This is a genomic window from Cellulomonas sp. T2.31MG-18 (assembly GCF_964266755.1).
Taxonomy (GTDB): Bacteria; Actinomycetota; Actinomycetes; order Actinomycetales; family Cellulomonadaceae; genus Cellulomonas.
The window spans coordinates 1,373,584-1,390,915 of sequence record NZ_CAXWGW010000001.1 but is presented as its reverse complement, the minus strand read 5'-3'; the positions used below and the strand labels follow the sequence as shown (position 1 = coordinate 1,390,915).

The window sequence follows — 17,332 nt, the reverse complement described above, 5'->3', positions numbered from 1 at the left end:
ACGGGTCACGGGCGGACGTGCCCGTCGCCGTGCACCACCCACTTGGTGGTGGTGAGCTCCGCGAGGCCCATGGGCCCCCTGGCGTGCAGCTTCTGGGTGGAGATGCCGATCTCGGCCCCCAGCCCCAGCTGACCGCCGTCCGTGAACCGCGACGACGCGTTCACCATCACGGCCGCCGAGTCGACCTCCGCGACGAACCGCTCGGACGCCGCCAGGTCGCGGGTGCAGATCACCTCGGTGTGGCCCGTGCTCCACGTGCGGATGTGCTCGAGCGCCTCGTCGAGCGAGTCGACCACGCGCACGGCGATGTCCAGCGAGAGGTACTCGGTGGCCCAGTCGACGTCGGTGGCCGGGACCGCGGTGACACCGTCCGGCACCAGCTCGAGGGTCCGTTCGTCACCGTGCACCGTCACCCCGGCGTGCCCGAGCGCGGCCAGTGCGGACGGCAGGAAGGCCGCTGCGGCGTCGGCGTGCACCAGCAGGGTCTCGAGCGCGTTGCAGACGCCGACGCGCTGCGTCTTGCCGTTCAGCAGGATGGCGGTCGCCGCCTGCGGGTCCGCCGTCGCGTCGACGTACAGGTGGCAGTTGCCCACGCCGGTCTCGATCACCGGGACGCTCGCCTCGCGCACCACCGTGGCGATCAGGTCCGCACCGCCACGCGGTACCAGGACGTCGACCAGGCCGCGCGCATGCATCAGCGCCACCGCGCCCTCGCGTCCGTACCGGTCGATCGACTGGACCAGGTCGGCCGGCAGCCCCTGCGCCTCCAGCGCCTCGCCGAGCACCCGGACGATCACCTGGTTGCTGTGCGCCGCGGCGCCACCGCCGCGGAGGACGACGGCGTTCCCGCTCTTCAGCGCCAGACCGGCGGCGTCCACCGTGACGTTCGGCCGCGCCTCGTAGATCATGCCGACCACGCCCATCGGCACGCGCACCTGCCGCAGCCGCAGCCCGTTGGGCAGCGTGGAGCCGCGGACCACCTCACCGACCGGGTCGGGCAGGCCGGCGAGCTCGCGCAGCGCGTCCGCGATGCCCGACAGCCGCGGCGCCGTCAGCGTGAGCCGGTCCAGCAGACCGGCGCTGAGGCCGGCGGCGCGACCGGCGGCCAGGTCCAGCTCGTTGGCCGCGATGATCTCGTCCGTCGCGGCCAGCACGGCGTCCGCCATCGCGTGCAGGGCCGCGTCCTTGGTCGACCTGGTCGCGGTGGCCAGCGCCCGGGAGGCCGTCTTGGCACGCCGCGCGATCTCACGGACGTGGGCGTCCACGTCGCCGGTGCGCCCGGCCGGCGCCACGGCAGCGGCGTCGAGGGAGAGGGTCATCGGTCCAGGGTAGCCCGGCCCCGCCGGCGCATCAGGATCAGGTCGTCCCGATGGACGAGCTCGCGGTCGTACCCCGGTCCGAGCTCGGCGCGCAGGTCCTTCGTGCTGCGTCCCAGCAGGTCAGGGACCTCTTCTGCGGAGTAGGCGACGAGCCCCCGCCCGACGAGCGTGCCGTCCGGTGCGACGAGCTCGACCGGGTCGCCGGCCTCGAACTCGCCGTCGAAACCGGTGACCCCGGCCGGGAGCAGCGACTTGTGCCGCTCCACCAGCGCCCGCACGGCACCGTCGTCCAGCACGAGCCGGCCCCGGGTCCGCGCGGCGTGCGCCAGCCACAGCAGCCGTACGGACGAGCGCCGCCCGGTGGCGGCGAACCACGTGCCGACGTCCTCGCCGGCCAGTGCCGCGGCCGCCTGCGCGGCGGAGGTCAGCAGCACGGGGACGCCCGACTGGGTCGCGATCGTCACCGACTCGAGCTTGGTCACCATGCCACCGGTGCCCACCGCGCTCCCCCGGCTGGTCACGTCGACGCCCTCGATGTCAGCCGGACCGGCGACCAGGGGGATGCGGACGCTGCCCTCCCGGTCGGGCGGGCCCGTGTAGAGCCCGTCCACGTCGGTGAGCAGCACCAGCGCGTCGGCGTGCACCAGGTGCGACACCAGGGCGGCCAGGCGGTCGTTGTCGCCGAACCGGATCTCGTCGGTCGCGACGGCGTCGTTCTCGTTGATCACCGGCACCACGCCGAGGTCCAGCAGCCGGGCCAGGGCGCGGTAGGCGTTGCGGTAGTGGCCGCGGCGCACCGTGTCGTCGGCCGTCAGCAGCACCTGGGCGACGCGGTGCTGGTGGGCCGCGAACGCCCGCGTGTAGTGGGCGATCAGCAGGCCCTGGCCGACGGAGGCGGCCGCCTGCTGGGTGGCCAGGTCGCGCGGGCGCGCGACGAGCCCCAACGGCCCCATGCCGGCGGCGATGGCGCCCGACGACACCAGCACCACCTGCCCCCCGGCACCGAGCCGGGCGGCCAGCACGTCGACGAGGGCGCGCAGCCGTTCCGGCTCGAGGTGGCCGGTGCCGTCCGTCAGGGACGACGACCCGACCTTCACCACGATCCGGTGGGCGGCGGGCAGCTGGGCCCTGGTCTGCAGCGAGGCGGCGCTCACGGCGGGCATTCTCCCGCGCACCGGCGTGCCGCCGCGCCGACGGTCACCGGTCGGGATCGGTCCAGACGCCGGCCTCGCGCTCGGACCACAGCTCGTCGCGCGCGGCGGTCTTGGCGTCCATCCGCTCCTTGAACTCCGCCCGCTTCTGGCCACGGGTCGGCCGCGAGCGGTCGTCCAGCCGCATGTCGGTGCCGCGGGGGCCACCGAGCAGCTCCGTGCCGGTCAGCAGCGTCGGCTCCCAGTCGAACACGACGGCGTTCGTCTCCGGTCCGATCCGCACCTCGTCACCCGCCACCGCACCGGCCTCGTACAGCGCCTCCTCGACGCCGAGCCGGGCGAGCCGGTCCGCCAGGTAGCCGACCGCCTCGTCGTTGCTGAAGTCCGTCTGCCGCACCCAGCGCTCGGGCTTGCCGCCACGAACCGCGAACCACACCTGACCGGCCGCCTCGCGACGTGTCACGGTGAAGCCGGCCTCGTCCACGGCGCGCGGGCGCAGCACCACTCGCGTCGGCTCCGGCTCGGGGGCCGCGGCACGAGCCGCCTCGACCCGCTCCGCCAGGGCGAACTCCAGGGCACGCAGACCCTCGTGGCTCGCGGTCGACACCTCGAACACCGGCAGGCCGCGGTCCACCAGGATGGGTCGCACCAGCTCGGCGAGGTCACGCGCCTCCGGCACGTCGATCTTGTTCAGCACGACGACCCGGGTCCGCTGCATCAGCGGCACGCGGCCACCCTCGATGCCGAGGTCGCCGGCGTAGGCGCCGAGCTCGGCCTCGATCACGTCGAGGTCGCTGACCGGGTCCCGCCCGGGCTCGAGCGTGGCGCAGTCGAGCACGTGCACCACCACGGCGCACCGCTCGATGTGCCGCAGGAACTCCAGGCCGAGGCCCTTGCCCGCCGACGCACCGGGGATCAGTCCCGGCACGTCCGCGACGGTGTACCGGGAGGCACCGGCCTGCACGACCCCCAGGTTGGGCACCAGCGTCGTGAAGGGGTAGTCGGCGATCTTGGGGCGCGCTGCGGACATGGCCGCGACCAGGGAGGACTTGCCCGCGCTCGGGAAGCCGACCAGCGCGACGTCCGCGATCGACTTGAGCTCGAGCACGACGTCGGCGGTCTCGCCCGGCTCGCCCAGCAGCGCGAACCCCGGCGCCTTCCGGCGGGCCGAGGCCAGCTTCTCGTTGCCCAGACCACCACGGCCCCCGGCAGCGACGACGTAGCGCGAGCCCACGCCGACCAGGTCCGAGAGGACCTGCCCGTCGGTCGACTTCACCACGGTGCCGTCCGGCACGCCGATCACCAGGTCCGGCGCGGTGCTGCCGTCGCGGTAGTCCCCCATGCCCTGCGACCCGGGCTGCGCGCGTCGGTGCGGCTGGCGGTGCAGGTCGAGCAGCGTGGTCACCTGGGGGTCGACGACGAGGACGACGGAGCCACCGCTGCCGCCGTCACCTCCGTCGGGTCCCGCCAACGGCTTGAACTTCTCCCGGCGGATGGAGGCGCAGCCGTTCCCACCGTCTCCCCCCGTCGCGTGCAGTACGACGCGGTCCACGAACGTGGTCATCGCTCACTCCTCCCTGATCCGTCGGTGCACCGGAACCCCGGTGCGGGGTCGAGCTCGATGGTCACACGACGAAGGGGCGCACCGAAGCGGTGCGCCCCTTCGTCGACGACGGTTGTGCTGGACGTCAGACCTCGGCCGTGACGACGTCGATCACCTTGCGGCCGCGCCGCGTGCCGAACGCCACAGCGCCCTCGGCCAGCGCGAACAGGGTGTCGTCCCCGCCGCGGCCGACGTTGACGCCGGGGTGGAAGTGGGTGCCGTGCTGGCGGACGATGATCTCGCCGGCCTTGACGACCTGACCACCGAAACGCTTGACGCCGAGGCGCTGGGCGTTGGAGTCGCGACCGTTGCGCGAGGAGCTCGCGCCCTTCTTGTGTGCCATGACGAACCTGCTCTCGTACGACGAATGGTGACCGAGCGCGAGGCTCAGCCGATGGCGGTGACCTTCAGGCGGGTGAGGTCCTGACGGTGGCCCTGACGGCGGCGGTAGCCGGTCTTGTTCTTGTACCGCAGGATGTCGATCTTCGGCCCGCGCTCGTCGCGCACGACCTCGGCGGTGACCGTGACACCGGCCAGCGTCTTGGCGTCGGCGGTCACCTTCTCACCGTCGACCAGCAGCAGCGCCGGCAGCTCGACGGTCGCACCCGCCTTGGCGGCGAGACGGTCCACGACGACGATGTCGCCGACGGCGACCTTCTCCTGGCGGCCGCCAGCCTTCACGATCGCGTACACCACGTTGCTGCTCATCTCTGCTCGTCGTCCTGCGTCCTGTACCTGCATGCCCCCGGCGCCCGCGCACACCCGTGGCCGCAGGCCTGGGGGTTCGCGTCGGCGTCCGTCGCTTGGATCCGCGCGTCGCGGATACCCGCAACACGGAACGAGCGAAGGCACGCACGGTCGGCACGCTGAGCGCGCCGACACACCAGGGTACGGACCGCGAGAGCGGTGGTCAAACCTGCTCGGGGCCGGTGTCGGCGCCCGTCTCGGCGCCCGTCTCGGCGCCCGTCTCGGCGCCCGTGTCAGCGTCCGTCTCTCCGTCGGCCGCGAACACCTCCGGTGCCACCGGGGTCAGCGCGAGCGCCTCGGCGTCGCCCTGCTCGGCGTCGCCCTGCTCGGCGTCGCCCTGCTCGGCGTCGCCCTGCTCGGCACCGGCCGTCGGCTCGGCCACGACCGACGTCCCCGACGGCGGCTGCGGATCGGCGGTGACACCACGCGCCGCCAGCTCGGCGAACACGTCGAGCACGGGTGCCGCGGCTACCGCGGCCGGCTCGGCGTCCTCCGCCTCGACCACGAGCACCTCGACGGGCGCCGACGACACCTCGTCCCGCGCGGGCAGCTCGGGCACGGCTGGGACGTCCTCCGGTCCCGCGTGCCCCTCCTGGGGCGCGTGCTCGTGGGCGTGCGCCGCGGCCGCGGCGATCGTCGCCAGCGTCGCCTTGACCGCCTCGCGCGCCTCGGGCAGGACGGGCACCACCGGCACCGCCGGCGTGGCCACGGGCTCCCCGGCACCGCGCTTGCGACGCGAACGCTTCGCGGTCCCCTCGCTCGGCGTCGCCTGCTGCTGACCGGCGTCCGGACGCACGTTCCGCTCGATCGGGTCGGTGTGCACGATGAACCCGCGCCCGTGGCAGTGCTCGCAGGTCTCGCTGAACGCCTCGACCAGGCCCTGGCCCACGCGCTTGCGGGTCATCTGGACCAGACCGAGCGACGTGACCTCGGCCACCTGGTGCTTGGTGCGGTCGCGCCCCAGGCACTCGACCAGCCGACGCAGCACCAGGTCGCGGTTCGACTCGAGCACCATGTCGATGAAGTCGACGACGATGATGCCGCCGATGTCGCGCAGCCTCAGCTGGCGCACGATCTCCTCGGCCGCCTCGAGGTTGTTCCGGGTCACCGTCTCCTCGAGGGTGCCGCCGGCACCGGTGAACTTGCCCGTGTTGACGTCGATCACGGTCATCGCCTCGGTGCGGTCGATCACCAGGGAGCCGCCGGACGGCAGCCACACCTTGCGGTCCATGCCCTTGGCCAGCTGCTCGTCGACCCGGTGCGCCGCGAACACGTCGCCCGTGCCGGTCCACCGGCTGACCTTCGCGGCGAGGTCGGGCGCGAGCTCACCGATGTAGCCGGAGATCGTCGACCACGCGTCGTCGCCCTGGACCACCAGGGACGAGAAGTCGTCGTTGAAGATGTCGCGCACCACGCGGATCGCCATGTCGGGCTCGCCCTGCAGCAGCGCAGGGGCGGACGCGCTGGCCGACTTCTTCTCGATCGCCTCCCACTGGCCCCGGAGCCGGGCGATGTCCGCGCGGAGCTCCTCCTCGCTGGCACCCTCGGCGGCCGTCCGGACGATGACGCCGGCGGAGTCCGGGACGATGTCCCGCAGGATCTTCTTCAGCCGGGCACGCTCGTTGTCCGGCAGCTTGCGGCTGATGCCGGTCATCCCCCCGCCCGGCACGTACACGAGGTACCGCCCCGCCAGCGTGACCTGGCTGGTCAGGCGCGCGCCCTTGTGCCCGATCGGGTCCTTGGTCACCTGCACCAGCACCGCGTCGCCGGACTTCAGCGCCTGCTCGATGCGCCGGGGCTGACCCTCGAGCCCGGCCGCGTCCCAGTTCACCTCGCCGGCGTAGAGCACCGCGTTGCGACCCTTGCCGACGTCGACGAACGCCGCCTCCATGCTGGGCAGCACGTTCTGCACCCGGCCGAGGTACACGTTGCCGACCATCGACGCCTGCGCCTGGTTGGACACGTAGTGCTCGACGAGCACCCCGTCCTCGAGCACGGCGATCTGCGTCCGGCCGTTCGCCTCGCGCACCACCATCGCGCGGTCCACCGACTCGCGGCGGGCGAGGAACTCGGCCTCGCTGATGATCTGGCGGCGACGTCCGGCGTCGCGGCCCTCACGCCTGCGCTGACGCTTCGCCTCCAGGCGCGTGGAGCCGCGGAGCGCCGTCACCTCGTCGCTGCGGGTGCGCGAACGGGGCTCGCTCTCGGCGGAGTCCGTACGGGCCCCCCGACGACGACGGCGACGGCGACGGCTCGACGCGCCCTGCTCGTCCTCGGCGCCGTCCTCCTCGCCGACCTCGGTGGCCGGCTCCTCCTCGTCCTCGGACGGCTCGTCGGTCGCGCCGACGAGCGGCTCACCAGCCTCCGAGCGCGAACGCCGGCCACGGCCGCCACGGCGCCGACGACGACGGGGTGCGCCCTGCTCGTCCTCCGAGACCTCGGTGTCGACCTCGGTGTCCAGGTCGTCCTCCGAGACGTCGAGGGCCTCGTCGCCGGCGCCCTCCAGCTCGGCGCCACCGACGACCTCGTCGACGACGGCCACCTCGGGGGTCTGCTCGCCTCGCCCACGACCACGGCGACGACGGGAGCGGCCGCCCTGCTGGCTCTCCTCGGCCACCGGCGCCTCGACGGGGGTCTCGATCTCGGCCACGGCTGCATCGGCGCGCTCGGCGCGGCGCGCGGCCTCGGAGATCTCCTCGGGCGAGCCGGCACCGACCTGGGCCCGGCGGCGGCGCTGCCGCGTCGCGGCGAGATCGGGCGCCTGGAACAGGAGCGCGGTCGTCGCCAGCCGGGGCGGCTGAGGGGCTTCGTAGGACGCTGCGGTCTGCGCCGCCGGCGCGGTCGCCTCCGGCTCGCCCGACGTCGGTGCCGCCTGCGGCTCCTCCTCGACCTCCTCCGCCCCGGCCTCGGGCTCGGCGGTCTGGGTCGGCTCGACCTCCACCGTCTCGTCCCGCACTGCCGAACGCGCGCGGCCGCCCGCCGGACGACGGCTCGAACGGCGACGACCGGCGGGAGCCTCCTCCGCCTCGGGCGCCACCGGCGCCTCGACAGCGGGTGCGGACGGCTCGACAGCCGCGTCCGGGGCGTCGCCGGCCGCCGCGGTCCGGCGGACCGCTCGGCGGCGACGCGGTGCCGCGGACGGCTCCGCAGGGAGGTCGGATGCGGGAGAACCCGCCGTCCCGGTCTCGACCGACGCCGCCTCGGCGGTCGGGGCGTCGCCGGACGGCGTGGCGGTGGCCGCGACGGGCACCTCCTGCTCGGGTCCCGCGGCTGCCTGGGGCGTCACCGGCGTCGGCGCCGCGACGGAGCGAGTGGCCCGGCGCCGACGCGGACGGACCGTCTCACCCCCGCCAGCCTGGCCGTCGACGGGTTCGGGGGTGGTCTGCTCGGTCACGCGATGTGCTCCTGGGTACCCACCAGCCCCGTGCCCACACGTCACGGTGCTGGTCGGGCGGTCGGTCGTCCTTCGGCACGGTGGCCGGGACGGAAGTCGGCGGTCGGGTCGCGGCCTCGCACGTCGGCGCCATCGCCTGCTGGCCCGGCTGGGCGGCCCCGGTCTGGAGCGTCCTGCCTGGCCGAGCGGCGGCTGGCACGCGGGACGCGCCGGACTGCGAGCTCGGTGGACGGGAGGGCGGTGTGGGCGCCCGATGTCCGCCGCAAGTATCGCACAGCACCCCTCCGGAGGCGGGAGCGACGAGCCTGGTCCGCGTCGCCCGGGCGCGCCGGGCCGCCTGCGGGCCGTCCTCCGGCGGTCTGTCGTCGCCTGCCGAGAAGCGCGTCGCGACACGCCGACGCCACGCCGACAGGAAGACGACACCGCGTCGGCATACGTGACCTAGGTCCTAGGACCTCGGCCCTACGAGCCCTAGCGTTCCGAACGGGCCTAGACCCGCCTCGCCATCAGGTGCGACGGGCGCAGGGCCTGCCCCGCCGCCCGATCCTGGACCCCCGGAGACCTGCGTGGACGCGCTGACCCTGGCCCGCTGGCAGTTCGGTATCACCACCGTCTACCACTTCATCTTCGTGCCCCTGACGATCGGTCTCTCGACCCTCGTCGCGATCATGCAGACGCTGTGGGTCCGCTCCGGGAAGACGGAGTGGCTACGCCTGACCAAGTACTTCGGCAAGCTGCTGCTGATCAACTTCGCGATCGGCGTGGCCACCGGCATCGTCCAGGAGTTCCAGTTCGGCATGAACTGGAGCGAGTACTCGCGGTTCGTCGGCGACATCTTCGGTGCGCCGCTGGCGATGGAGGCCCTGGCGGCCTTCTTCATCGAGTCGACGTTCCTCGGCCTGTGGATCTTCGGCTGGGACAAGCTGCCGAAGCGGGTGCACCTCGCGACGATCTGGCTCGTGGCCGGGTCCACCACGCTGTCGGCCTTCTTCATCCTCTCGGCCAACTCCTGGATGCAGCACCCGGTGGGCGCGACCTTCAACCCCGCGACGGGCCGTGCGGAGATGCACGACCTCGGCGCCGTGGTGACCAACCCGACGGTGCTGGCGGCCTTCCCGCACACGATCGCGGCGGCCTTCCTGACCGCCGGCACCTTCGTCGCGGCGGTCTGCACGTTGTGGATGGTCCGGCTGGTGCGCCGGGGCGACACCGACCGGGCACGGGCGGTCTACAGGCCGGGGCTGCGCCTCGGCCTGGTGGCCATCGTCATCTCGGGCATCGTCGTGGCCGGCTCCGGGCACTGGCAGGCGCAGCTGATGTTCCGCCAGCAGCCGATGAAGATGGCCGCGGCGGAGGGCCTGGTCAACACGGAGACCCGCGTCCCGCTGTCCCTGCTGACGGTCGGCAGCCTGAACAACGACCCGGCCAGCGTCCAGCACCTGGTGCAGATCCCCTGCTTGACGTCGATCCTCGCCGACAACACCTGCAACTCCACGCTGAAGGGCGTCGCGGACCTGCAGAAGCAGTACGAGCAGAAGTACGGCACCGGCGTCGACTACATCCCCAACCTCGCGGTGACCTACTGGTCCTTCCGGCTGATGATGGCGTTCGCCGCCTTCGCGGCGCTGCTGGCCCTGATGACGCTGTGGCTCACCCGCAAGGGCCGGGTCAGCGACAACGTCTGGTTGCGTCCCGTGGCCATCGCGGCGCTGCCGACGATCTTCCTGGCGTCGAGCGCCGGCTGGATCTTCACGGAGATGGGCCGCCAGCCCTGGGTCGTCGCGCCGAACCCCAACCCCGAGGGTGCGGACATGGTGTGGCAGCTGACGATGCGGGGCGTCTCGACGCAGGTGAGCGCCGGCTCCGTGGTGACTTCCCTGGTGCTGTTCACCCTGCTGTACGGAGTGCTCGCCGTCGCGTGGTACCGGCTGATGCGCCGGTACGTCGCCGGCGGCGTCGACGACGCCGGCCTCGGCGCCGACACCCCCGCGGACGGTGGCGAGGGAACGACCACCGACGTCGACCGCCCGTTGTCCTTCGCGTACTGAGACCGCCGGAGCCTTCAGACCATGAGCCACGAGACCCTGCAGATCCTTTGGTTCGTCCTCATCGCCGTCCTCTGGACCGGGTACCTGGTCCTCGAGGGGTTCGACTTCGGCGTCGGGATGCTCCTGCCCTTCCTGCCGCGCGACGAGCGTGAGCGCCGCGTGATGATCAACACCGTCGGCCCCGTCTGGGACGGCAACGAGGTGTGGCTGCTCACCGCAGGCGGCGCGACGTTCGCCGCCTTCCCGGAGTGGTACGCCACCCTCTTCTCGGGCGCGTACCTGCCCCTGCTGCTGATCCTGCTCGCCCTGATCGCGCGCGTCGTGTCCTTCGAGTGGCGCGGCAAGATCAGCACCCCGAGATGGCAGCGCAGCTTCTACTGGGGCCTGGTGCTCGGCTCGTGGGTCCCGGCGGTGCTGTGGGGCGTCGCGTTCGGCAACCTGGTCGCCGGTCTGAAGATCTCGCCGGTCACCAGCACGGTGAGCAACCCGGGCGCCGCCCAGGACATCACCCGGACCACGCTGCAGTACACGGGCGGGTTCTTCGACCTGCTGAGCGCCGGGCACGGGTTCGCCCTGCTGACCGGCGTGCTGACGGCCACCGTCTTCCTGGCCCACGGCGCGATCTTCCTGTCGCTGAAGACTGCGGGAGACCTCCAGTCGCGGGCCGCCGTGCTGGCGAAGCGGCTGTCCCTCGGCGCGCTCGGTGTCGGGGCGGTGTGGGCGATCTGGCTGCAGCTCGCCTTCTCGCGCAACGCCTGGACGTGGGCTGCGCTCGTGCTCGCAGCCCTCGCCCTCGCTGCCGCGGCCTGGTTCGCGTGGGTCGGCGCCCACGGGCGGGCGTTCGCCGCCTCGGCGGTGGCGATCGTGGCGGCCGTGGTGCTGATCTTCGGCGCGATGTTCCCCGACGTGATGCCGTCCACCATCGACCCGGCGTACTCGCTGACCATCCACAACGCCTCGTCCAGCGCCTACACGCTCACCATGATGTCGTGGGTGGCACTGATCCTGACGCCGCTGGTGCTGGCGTACCAGGCGTGGACGTACTGGGTGTTCCGCAAGCGCATCGGCGTGCACCACATCCCCGAGCAGGTGGACGTGACCTTCGAGAACGCCCCGTCGCTGCGGTGACGGCCGCGTGAGGCCGCTCGACCCGCGGCTGCTGCGCTACGCCCGCTCCGCGCGAGGCTACGTCGCCCTGACCGTCGGCCTCGGCCTCGTGATGGGCGCCCTGGTGGTGGCGCAGGCGCTGCTGCTGGCGCACGCGCTCGGTGGTGCGGTGGAGCACGGCGCCACACTCGCATCGCTCTCCGGCACCGTCGTGGGCCTGGTCGGCGTCGTGGTCGGTCGCGGCCTGGTCACCGCGGTGCAGGAGCGGTTCGCGCACCGTGCGGCCACGCGTGCCGTGGCCGAGCTGCGCAGCGGCGTGGTGGGGCGGGCCGCAGACCTCGGGCCACGGTGGCTCGCATCGGGTCAGGGCCCTGCGGTGGTCACCCTCGCGACGCGTGGTCTGGACGGGCTGGAGCCGTACTTCGTCCGGTACCTGCCCCAGCTGGTGCTCGCCGCGACGCTGACGCCGGGCACGCTGCTGGTGGTGCTCGGCCTGGACTGGGTGTCGGCGGCGATCCTGGTCGGCACGCTGCCGCTGATCCCGCTGTTCATGGTGCTGATCGGTCAGCTGACGCAGGGCCGCTCCGCCAGGGGGCTGGAAGCGATGCAGCGCCTCGGCGCCCAGGTGCTCGACCTGCTCGCGGGCCTGCCGACGCTGCGCGCGTTCGGGCGGCAGCGCGGCCCGGCCGCACGCGTGCGGGCACTGGGCGACGCGCACCGGCGGTCGACCATGGCGACGCTGCAGATCGCCTTCCTGTCCGGGATGGTGCTCGAGCTGCTGACCACCCTGTCCGTCGCGCTCGTCGCGGTGGCGATCGGGCTGCGCCTGGTCAGCGGCCGGCTGGACCTGGTGACGGGCCTGGCGGTGCTGATGCTCGCCCCTGAGGTGTTCTGGCCGCTGCGGCAGGTCGGGGCGCAGTTCCACGCAGCCGCGGACGGCGTGGCCGCGGCCGAGGCGGCGTTCGGCGTCCTCGACACACCGGTACCCGCTCGGGGCACCCAGGCCTGCCCGGACCTGTCCCGCTCGACGCTGCGGCTCTCGGGTGTGGGGGTGCGGTCCGCCGGGGGTCTGACACCGGCCGGCCTCGATCTCGAGCTGGTCCCCGGCACCGTGGCGGCCCTCGTCGGGCCCTCAGGCGTGGGCAAGACGAGCACCGTCGAGGTGCTGCTGGGCCTGCTGGCTCCCGACCACGGCACCGCGCGCGTGCAGACCTCCGACGGCGGCTGGCTGGACCTGTCCGACGTCGACCGGCGCAGCTACTGGGACCAGGTGAGCTGGCTGCCGCAACGGCCGGTCCTCGAACCCGGCACCGTGCGGCAGCTCGTCGGCGGTCGCGACGACGCCGCCCGTGCGCACGCCGCGGCGCTGACCGGCCTCGACGGCGTCGTGGCGGGCCTCCCCCACGGCTGGGACCAACCGCTCGGGACGGGCGGTGCCGGCCTGTCGGTCGGCCAGCGGCAGCGCGTCGCTCTGACCGCCGCGCTGCTCGCGGACGCGCCGCTGGTGGTGCTCGACGAGCCGACGGCGCACCTCGACGCGGCCGGCGAGCAGGTGGTCCTGGCGACAGTCGCCGCGCTGCGCGCGGCTGGCCGCACGGTGCTGCTCGTCGCCCACCGGCCCTCGCTGGTGGCCGGCGCCGACCACGTCGTCACGGTGCACGCCGAGCGCGCCGCCGAGGTGGTGGCGTGAGCACGGACCAGACGCTCCCGGCGGGACCGGCACCCGTTGACGACGCCGGGGCCGACACCCCGCCCCGCGGCACCCTCCGTCGCGCCCTCCGGCTGCTGGAGGTGCCGCGTGGCCGCGCGCTGCTCGCGGTGCTGGTCGGCACGCTGGCCCTGGGCTGCGCCGTCGCGCTGGCGGCGGTCTCGGCCTGGCTGATCGCGCGTGCGTCGCAGATGCCGCCGGTGCTGCTGCTGTCCGTCGCGACGGTCGCGGTGCGGACCTTCGGCATCGGCCGCGGGGTGCTGCGGTACTGCGACCGGCTCGTCTCGCACGACGTGGCGCTGCGCGGCATGACGACGCTACGCACCACGCTGTACGGCCGCCTCGCGGCGGGTCGCGCGGACGCCACGCTCGGCCTGCGTCGGGGCGACCTGCTCGCCCGGGTCGGTGCCGACGTGGACGCCGTCGGCGACGTGGTGGTGCGCGGTCTGCTGCCCGCCGGTGTGGCGCTGATGCTCGGTGTCGGCACCGTCACCGCCATGGCGTTCTTCTGGCCGCCGGCCGCCCTGGCGCTGGCCCTGTGCCTGCTGCTGGCCGGTGTGGTCGCCCCGGCGCTGACGGTCCGTGGCGTACGCGCCACCGAGCGGCGGGCGGCACAGGCCAGGGCCGACTCGTCCGCCGCGGCGCTGTCGGTCCTGGACGACGCCGGTCCCCTGCTGGTCTCCGGCCGCCTCGACAGCCGCCTCAGCGCGGTGCGCGAGGCGGACGCCCGCGTGGCCGCGGCCGTCGACAGCGGGGCCCGACCGACCGCCCTGGCGGCCGGGATCGGCACCGCCGCGACGGTCCTGGCGGCGGTGGCGGCGCTGGTGACCGGCGTGCCCGCGCTACGCGCGGGTCTGCTCGCGCCCGTGGAGCTGGCGGTGATCGCGCTGACTCCGCTCGCGGCCTTCGAGGCGACCGCGCTGTTGCCCGCTGCGGCCGTGCAGCTGCAGCGGTCCCGGGTCGCAGCAGCCCGCATCCTCGCACTGCTGGACGCCGCGGACGCCCCGGCGGTCGACGCCGGCGACGCGGCGCCGGAGCAGCCGGGTGGCGGAGCGCACGTGCTGCACGCGCGCGACCTTGCCGTCGGCTGGCCCTCCCGGTCGCCCGCGCTCACCGGTGTCGACCTCGACCTCCGGCCGGGCCGCACCGTCGCCGTCGTCGGACCGAGCGGCATCGGCAAGACGACCCTGCTGCTGACGCTCGCCGGTCTCCTCGATCCCCGCCACGGGTCGGTCACGCTCGACGGGACGCCGCTGCGGATGCTCGACGACCCGGACCGCGCGGCCCGCGTCGTCGTCACCACGGAGGACGCGCACGTGTTCGGCACCACCGTCCTGGAGAACCTCCGCGTCGCCCGTGGCGACGTGACGCACGACCAGGCCCAGGAGGCGTTGCAGCGTGTCGGTCTGGGCACGTGGCTCGCCGGCCTGCCGGACGGGCTCGACACGCTGCTCGGCCCCGATGCGCGCACCGTCTCCGGCGGCGAGCGTCGTCGGCTGCTCCTCGCCCGTGCGCTGCTCGCCCCTGCCCCCCTGCTGCTGGTCGACGAGCCGGCCGAGCACCTCGACCCCACGACGGCTGACGCCCTGGTCCACGAGCTGCTCGACCGGCCGACCGGCTGGGACGGCAGCCCGCGCGGGGTGGTCGTCGTCACCCATCGTCTGGCGCCGCTCGCCGCCGCCGACGAGGTGCTGTGGCTCGCCGACGGCACCGTGGCGGCGCGTGGCACCCACCAGCAGCTCCTCGACGGGACCCCGGGCTACCGTGAGGCGGTGGACCGCGAGCGGGTCGCGGTCGAGCCACAGGAGCGTGCATGACCGCAGTCCCTGCGCCCGGTCGCCAGGTGGGCGCCCCGTTCGAGCACGGTGTGCTCACGGAGGCCGGCACGCATCCCGCGACCCTGACCGGCGACGGCCTGACCGACCTGATGCAGGCGATCCTCTCGGTGGCCGGCGAGCTCGAGCTCTCGGCCGTCCTCGAGCGGTTCGTCCAGGTCAGCGCCGAGCTGACCGGTGCGCGGTTCGGTGCGATCAACGTGCTCGACAACCGCGGGGCCTCGACCACGTTCGTCTACACCGGCGTCCCCACGGCGATCGCCCGGATGCTCGCGCGGCCGCCGCACGCCCAGGGCGTCCTCGGCCAGATCCCCGACGAGGGGGCGCTGCGGCTGACGGACCTCACCAAGCACCCGGCGTTCCGCGGCTGGCCGGCCAACCACCCGCCGATGGGCTCGTTCCTCGGCGCCTCCGTGCGGGTGCGGGACCGCGTGTTCGGCCAGCTCTACCTGTCCGAGAAGCTGGACGGCAGCGCCTTCACCCAGCAGGACGAGGACACCGTGGTCGCCCTCGCCGCCGCCGCCGGTGTCGCCGTCTCCAACGCCCAGCTGTACGCCGAGTCCGGCCGCCGGGAGCACTGGCTGCGTGCCGGTCAGGAGATCACGACGATGCTGCTCGAGGGCATCGACGAGGAGGAGGCACTCGAGCACATCACCCGCACCGCACGCGACGTGGCCGGTGCCGACACGGCGGCGCTGGCGCTGCCCGGGCTCGCCGGTGAGCTGCTGATCGAGCTGGCCGACGGGCACGACGCCGACAAGCTGCTCGGCCAGGTGATGCCGGAGGGCGGCCGTGCGTGGACGGTGATGAAGGAGGGCAAGGGACTGATGACGCCGTCCCTGTCCGCCTCCCGCACGGTGACCCTCGCCGCGATGCGCGCCTTCGGGCCGGCGATGTTCGCCCCGCTGCAGACCTCCGGACGCGGCGTCGGCGTCCTGATCCTGCTGCGCCGCGTGGCCTCCCTGCCGTTCGACGAGGGCGACCTGGTGACCGCCGAGTCGTTCGCGTCGCAGGCCGCGCTGGCTTACGTGCTGGCGGAGGCCCGTCACGCCCAGGACGTCGCGGCGCTGCTCGATGAGCGCGAGCGGATCGCCCGGGACCTGCACGACCTGGCCATCCAGCAGCTGTTCGCCACCGGCATGCAGCTGGAGACGGTGCGTCGGCGCTCGGCCCGCGGTGTGGACGCGCACGAGCTGACCGCCATCGTCGAGGAGGCCCTGGACAACGTCGACGAGTCGGTGCGGCAGATCCGCCACATCGTGCACGAGCTGCGCGACCCGGACGCCGCCACGGGCCTGGTGGAGCGGCTGCGCCGCGAGGCGTCGCTCGCCCGCACCGGCCTGGGCTTCGCCCCGTCCCTGGTCATCTCCCTCGAGGGCGCCATGCTCGGCGCGGACGACGTCGAGGCGGAGGACCTGCTGGACGAGCGGCTCGACGCGCAGCTGACCGACGACGTGGTCGCCGTCGTCCGGGAGGGGCTGGCCAACGCCGCCCGGCACGCGCACGCCTCGTCGGTGACCGTGTCGGTGTCCGTGCGTGGCAGCGGACCGCAGGGCACGGTGCTGGTGGAGGTGCAGGACGACGGCATCGGCATGCCGATGCGTCGCGACCGCACCTCCGGCACCGGCAACCTCGCGGCCCGTGCCCGTCAGCACGGCGGGACGTTCTCCCTCAGCACGCCGCCGGACGGGCGCGGGACGCTGCTGACGTGGCAGGCGCCCCTCCCCTGAGCGCCGCCGGGCACGCCGGCGTGCCGGCCCCACGGATCGGGCGGCCGCCGGCCGCCGGTCAGTGACCGGGCTCGGCCCGCCAGCCGGAGTGCTTGCGCGCGGCCACCCAGGCAGCGACCTGCGTGCGCCGCTGCAGGCCCATCTTGGCCAGCAGCGAGGTGATGTGGTTCTTGATCGTCTTCTCCGCGACACCGAGCCGGTCGGCGATCTCGCGGTTGGACAGCCCGTCACCGATCAGGTCCAGCACCCGCAGCTCGCTCGGCGTCAGGTTCTCCGTCGGGTCCTCGTGACCGGCCCGCCGGCGGGTGACGGTCCGCTCGTCCAGCAGCGTCCGACCGGCCGCGACGGCGCGGATCACGTCGGTGATCTCCGCCCCACGCACGCTCTTCAGCAGGTAGGCCGCGGCGCCGGCGTCGAGCGCCTGCGCCACCGCGTCGTCGTCGTCGAACGACGTCAGCACGATGGCCTTGCTGTCCGGCAGCGTCTCGCGCACGGCGCGCATCAGGTCGATGCCCGTCCCGTCCGGCAGCTGCAGGTCCACGAGCAGCACCTGCGGGCGCACCAGCGCCGCCCGGCGGGCGCCGTCGGCGACGGAGCCGGCCTCGGCGACGACGGTCATGCCGTCCGTGCGCTCGACGACCTCGGCTATGCCGCGGCGGACGACCTCGTGGTCGTCGACGATCATGACGC

Annotated in this window: 12 protein-coding genes; 5 read left to right on the top strand and 7 right to left on the bottom strand. The window is 74.0% G+C overall.

The genetic code is table 11. The features are described 5' to 3' along the window. Positions 1 to 5: 5 nt before the first annotated feature. The 6 genes from ACFQTY_RS06480 to ACFQTY_RS06455 form a co-directional block, all read right to left on the bottom strand. Positions 6 to 1,319 carry a glutamate-5-semialdehyde dehydrogenase gene (locus ACFQTY_RS06480; protein WP_291759068.1) on the bottom strand — a complete coding sequence of 438 codons (1,314 nt, stop codon included), beginning with the start codon at positions 1,317 to 1,319 and terminating at the stop codon, positions 6 to 8. Further along, positions 1,316 to 2,482, bottom strand: coding sequence for a glutamate 5-kinase (proB, locus tag ACFQTY_RS06475; RefSeq protein ID WP_291759075.1), 1,167 nt, complete (start codon positions 2,480 to 2,482; stop codon positions 1,316 to 1,318). The genes ACFQTY_RS06480 and proB overlap by 4 nt, the downstream gene beginning before the upstream one ends. 34 nt (positions 2,483 to 2,516) lie before the next feature. Continuing rightward, positions 2,517 to 4,034: a GTPase ObgE gene (gene obgE / locus ACFQTY_RS06470; RefSeq protein WP_291759079.1), complete on the bottom strand. Its 1,518-nt coding sequence runs from the start codon at positions 4,032 to 4,034 to the stop codon at positions 2,517 to 2,519. Between the two features lie 124 nt (positions 4,035 to 4,158). Then, the gene (gene rpmA, locus ACFQTY_RS06465; RefSeq protein ID WP_263729203.1) at positions 4,159 to 4,416 is read right to left on the bottom strand and encodes a 50S ribosomal protein L27; all 258 of its coding nucleotides are present in this window, start codon (positions 4,414 to 4,416) and stop codon (positions 4,159 to 4,161) included. Between the two features lie 44 nt (positions 4,417 to 4,460). Beyond that, a complete protein-coding gene (gene rplU / locus ACFQTY_RS06460; protein WP_291759644.1) occupies positions 4,461 to 4,769 on the bottom strand; it encodes a 50S ribosomal protein L21 in 309 nt (102 codons plus the stop codon). Between the two features lie 214 nt (positions 4,770 to 4,983). Next, a complete protein-coding gene (locus ACFQTY_RS06455) occupies positions 4,984 to 8,214 on the bottom strand; it encodes an Rne/Rng family ribonuclease (protein WP_378098634.1) in 3,231 nt (1,076 codons plus the stop codon). Positions 8,215 to 8,780: 566 nt separating this feature from the next. Here ACFQTY_RS06455 and ACFQTY_RS06450 point away from each other — a divergent pair. Genes ACFQTY_RS06450 through ACFQTY_RS06430 form a run of 5 tightly spaced genes read left to right on the top strand, consistent with a single transcriptional unit; the run spans position 8,781 to position 16,642 of the window. Next, a complete protein-coding gene (locus ACFQTY_RS06450; RefSeq protein ID WP_291759088.1) occupies positions 8,781 to 10,262 on the top strand; it encodes a cytochrome ubiquinol oxidase subunit I in 1,482 nt (493 codons plus the stop codon). A 21-nt stretch (positions 10,263 to 10,283) separates the two neighbouring features. Then, positions 10,284 to 11,390 (top strand): cytochrome d ubiquinol oxidase subunit II, encoded by a 1,107-nt coding sequence (cydB, locus tag ACFQTY_RS06445; protein WP_291759091.1) that lies wholly within the window; start codon positions 10,284 to 10,286, stop codon positions 11,388 to 11,390. A 7-nt stretch (positions 11,391 to 11,397) separates the two neighbouring features. Then, positions 11,398 to 13,059 carry a thiol reductant ABC exporter subunit CydD gene (cydD, locus tag ACFQTY_RS06440; RefSeq protein ID WP_378098631.1) on the top strand — a complete coding sequence of 554 codons (1,662 nt, stop codon included), beginning with the start codon at positions 11,398 to 11,400 and terminating at the stop codon, positions 13,057 to 13,059. Further along, the gene (gene cydC / locus ACFQTY_RS06435) at positions 13,056 to 14,894 is read left to right on the top strand and encodes a thiol reductant ABC exporter subunit CydC (protein WP_378098629.1); all 1,839 of its coding nucleotides are present in this window, start codon (positions 13,056 to 13,058) and stop codon (positions 14,892 to 14,894) included. The genes cydD and cydC overlap by 4 nt, the downstream gene beginning before the upstream one ends. Further along, positions 14,891 to 16,642: a GAF domain-containing protein gene (locus ACFQTY_RS06430; RefSeq protein WP_291759099.1), complete on the top strand. Its 1,752-nt coding sequence runs from the start codon at positions 14,891 to 14,893 to the stop codon at positions 16,640 to 16,642. The genes cydC and ACFQTY_RS06430 overlap by 4 nt, the downstream gene beginning before the upstream one ends. A gap of 58 nt (positions 16,643 to 16,700) precedes the next feature. Here the strand turns inward: ACFQTY_RS06430 and ACFQTY_RS06425 are convergent, their stop codons facing one another. Continuing rightward, entirely contained in the window at positions 16,701 to 17,327 is a 627-nt protein-coding gene (locus ACFQTY_RS06425; RefSeq protein WP_263729860.1) for a response regulator transcription factor, read from the bottom strand. Positions 17,328 to 17,332: the final 5 nt, after the last annotated feature.

Bases quoted from the DNA above. Each gene is read 5' to 3' on its own strand.
- ACFQTY_RS06480 (WP_291759068.1), bottom strand. From the start codon at position 1,319: ATGACCCTCTCCCTCGACGCCGCTGCCGTGGCGCCGGCCGGGCGCACC.
- proB (WP_291759075.1), bottom strand. From the start codon at position 2,482: ATGCCCGCCGTGAGCGCCGCCTCGCTGCAGACCAGGGCCCAGCTGCCC.
- obgE (WP_291759079.1), bottom strand. From the start codon at position 4,034: ATGACCACGTTCGTGGACCGCGTCGTACTGCACGCGACGGGGGGAGAC.
- rpmA (WP_263729203.1), bottom strand. From the start codon at position 4,416: ATGGCACACAAGAAGGGCGCGAGCTCCTCGCGCAACGGTCGCGACTCC.
- cydB (WP_291759091.1), top strand. From the start codon at position 10,284: ATGAGCCACGAGACCCTGCAGATCCTTTGGTTCGTCCTCATCGCCGTC.
- ACFQTY_RS06430 (WP_291759099.1), top strand. From the start codon at position 14,891: ATGACCGCAGTCCCTGCGCCCGGTCGCCAGGTGGGCGCCCCGTTCGAG.
- ACFQTY_RS06425 (WP_263729860.1), bottom strand. From the start codon at position 17,327: ATGATCGTCGACGACCACGAGGTCGTCCGCCGCGGCATAGCCGAGGTC.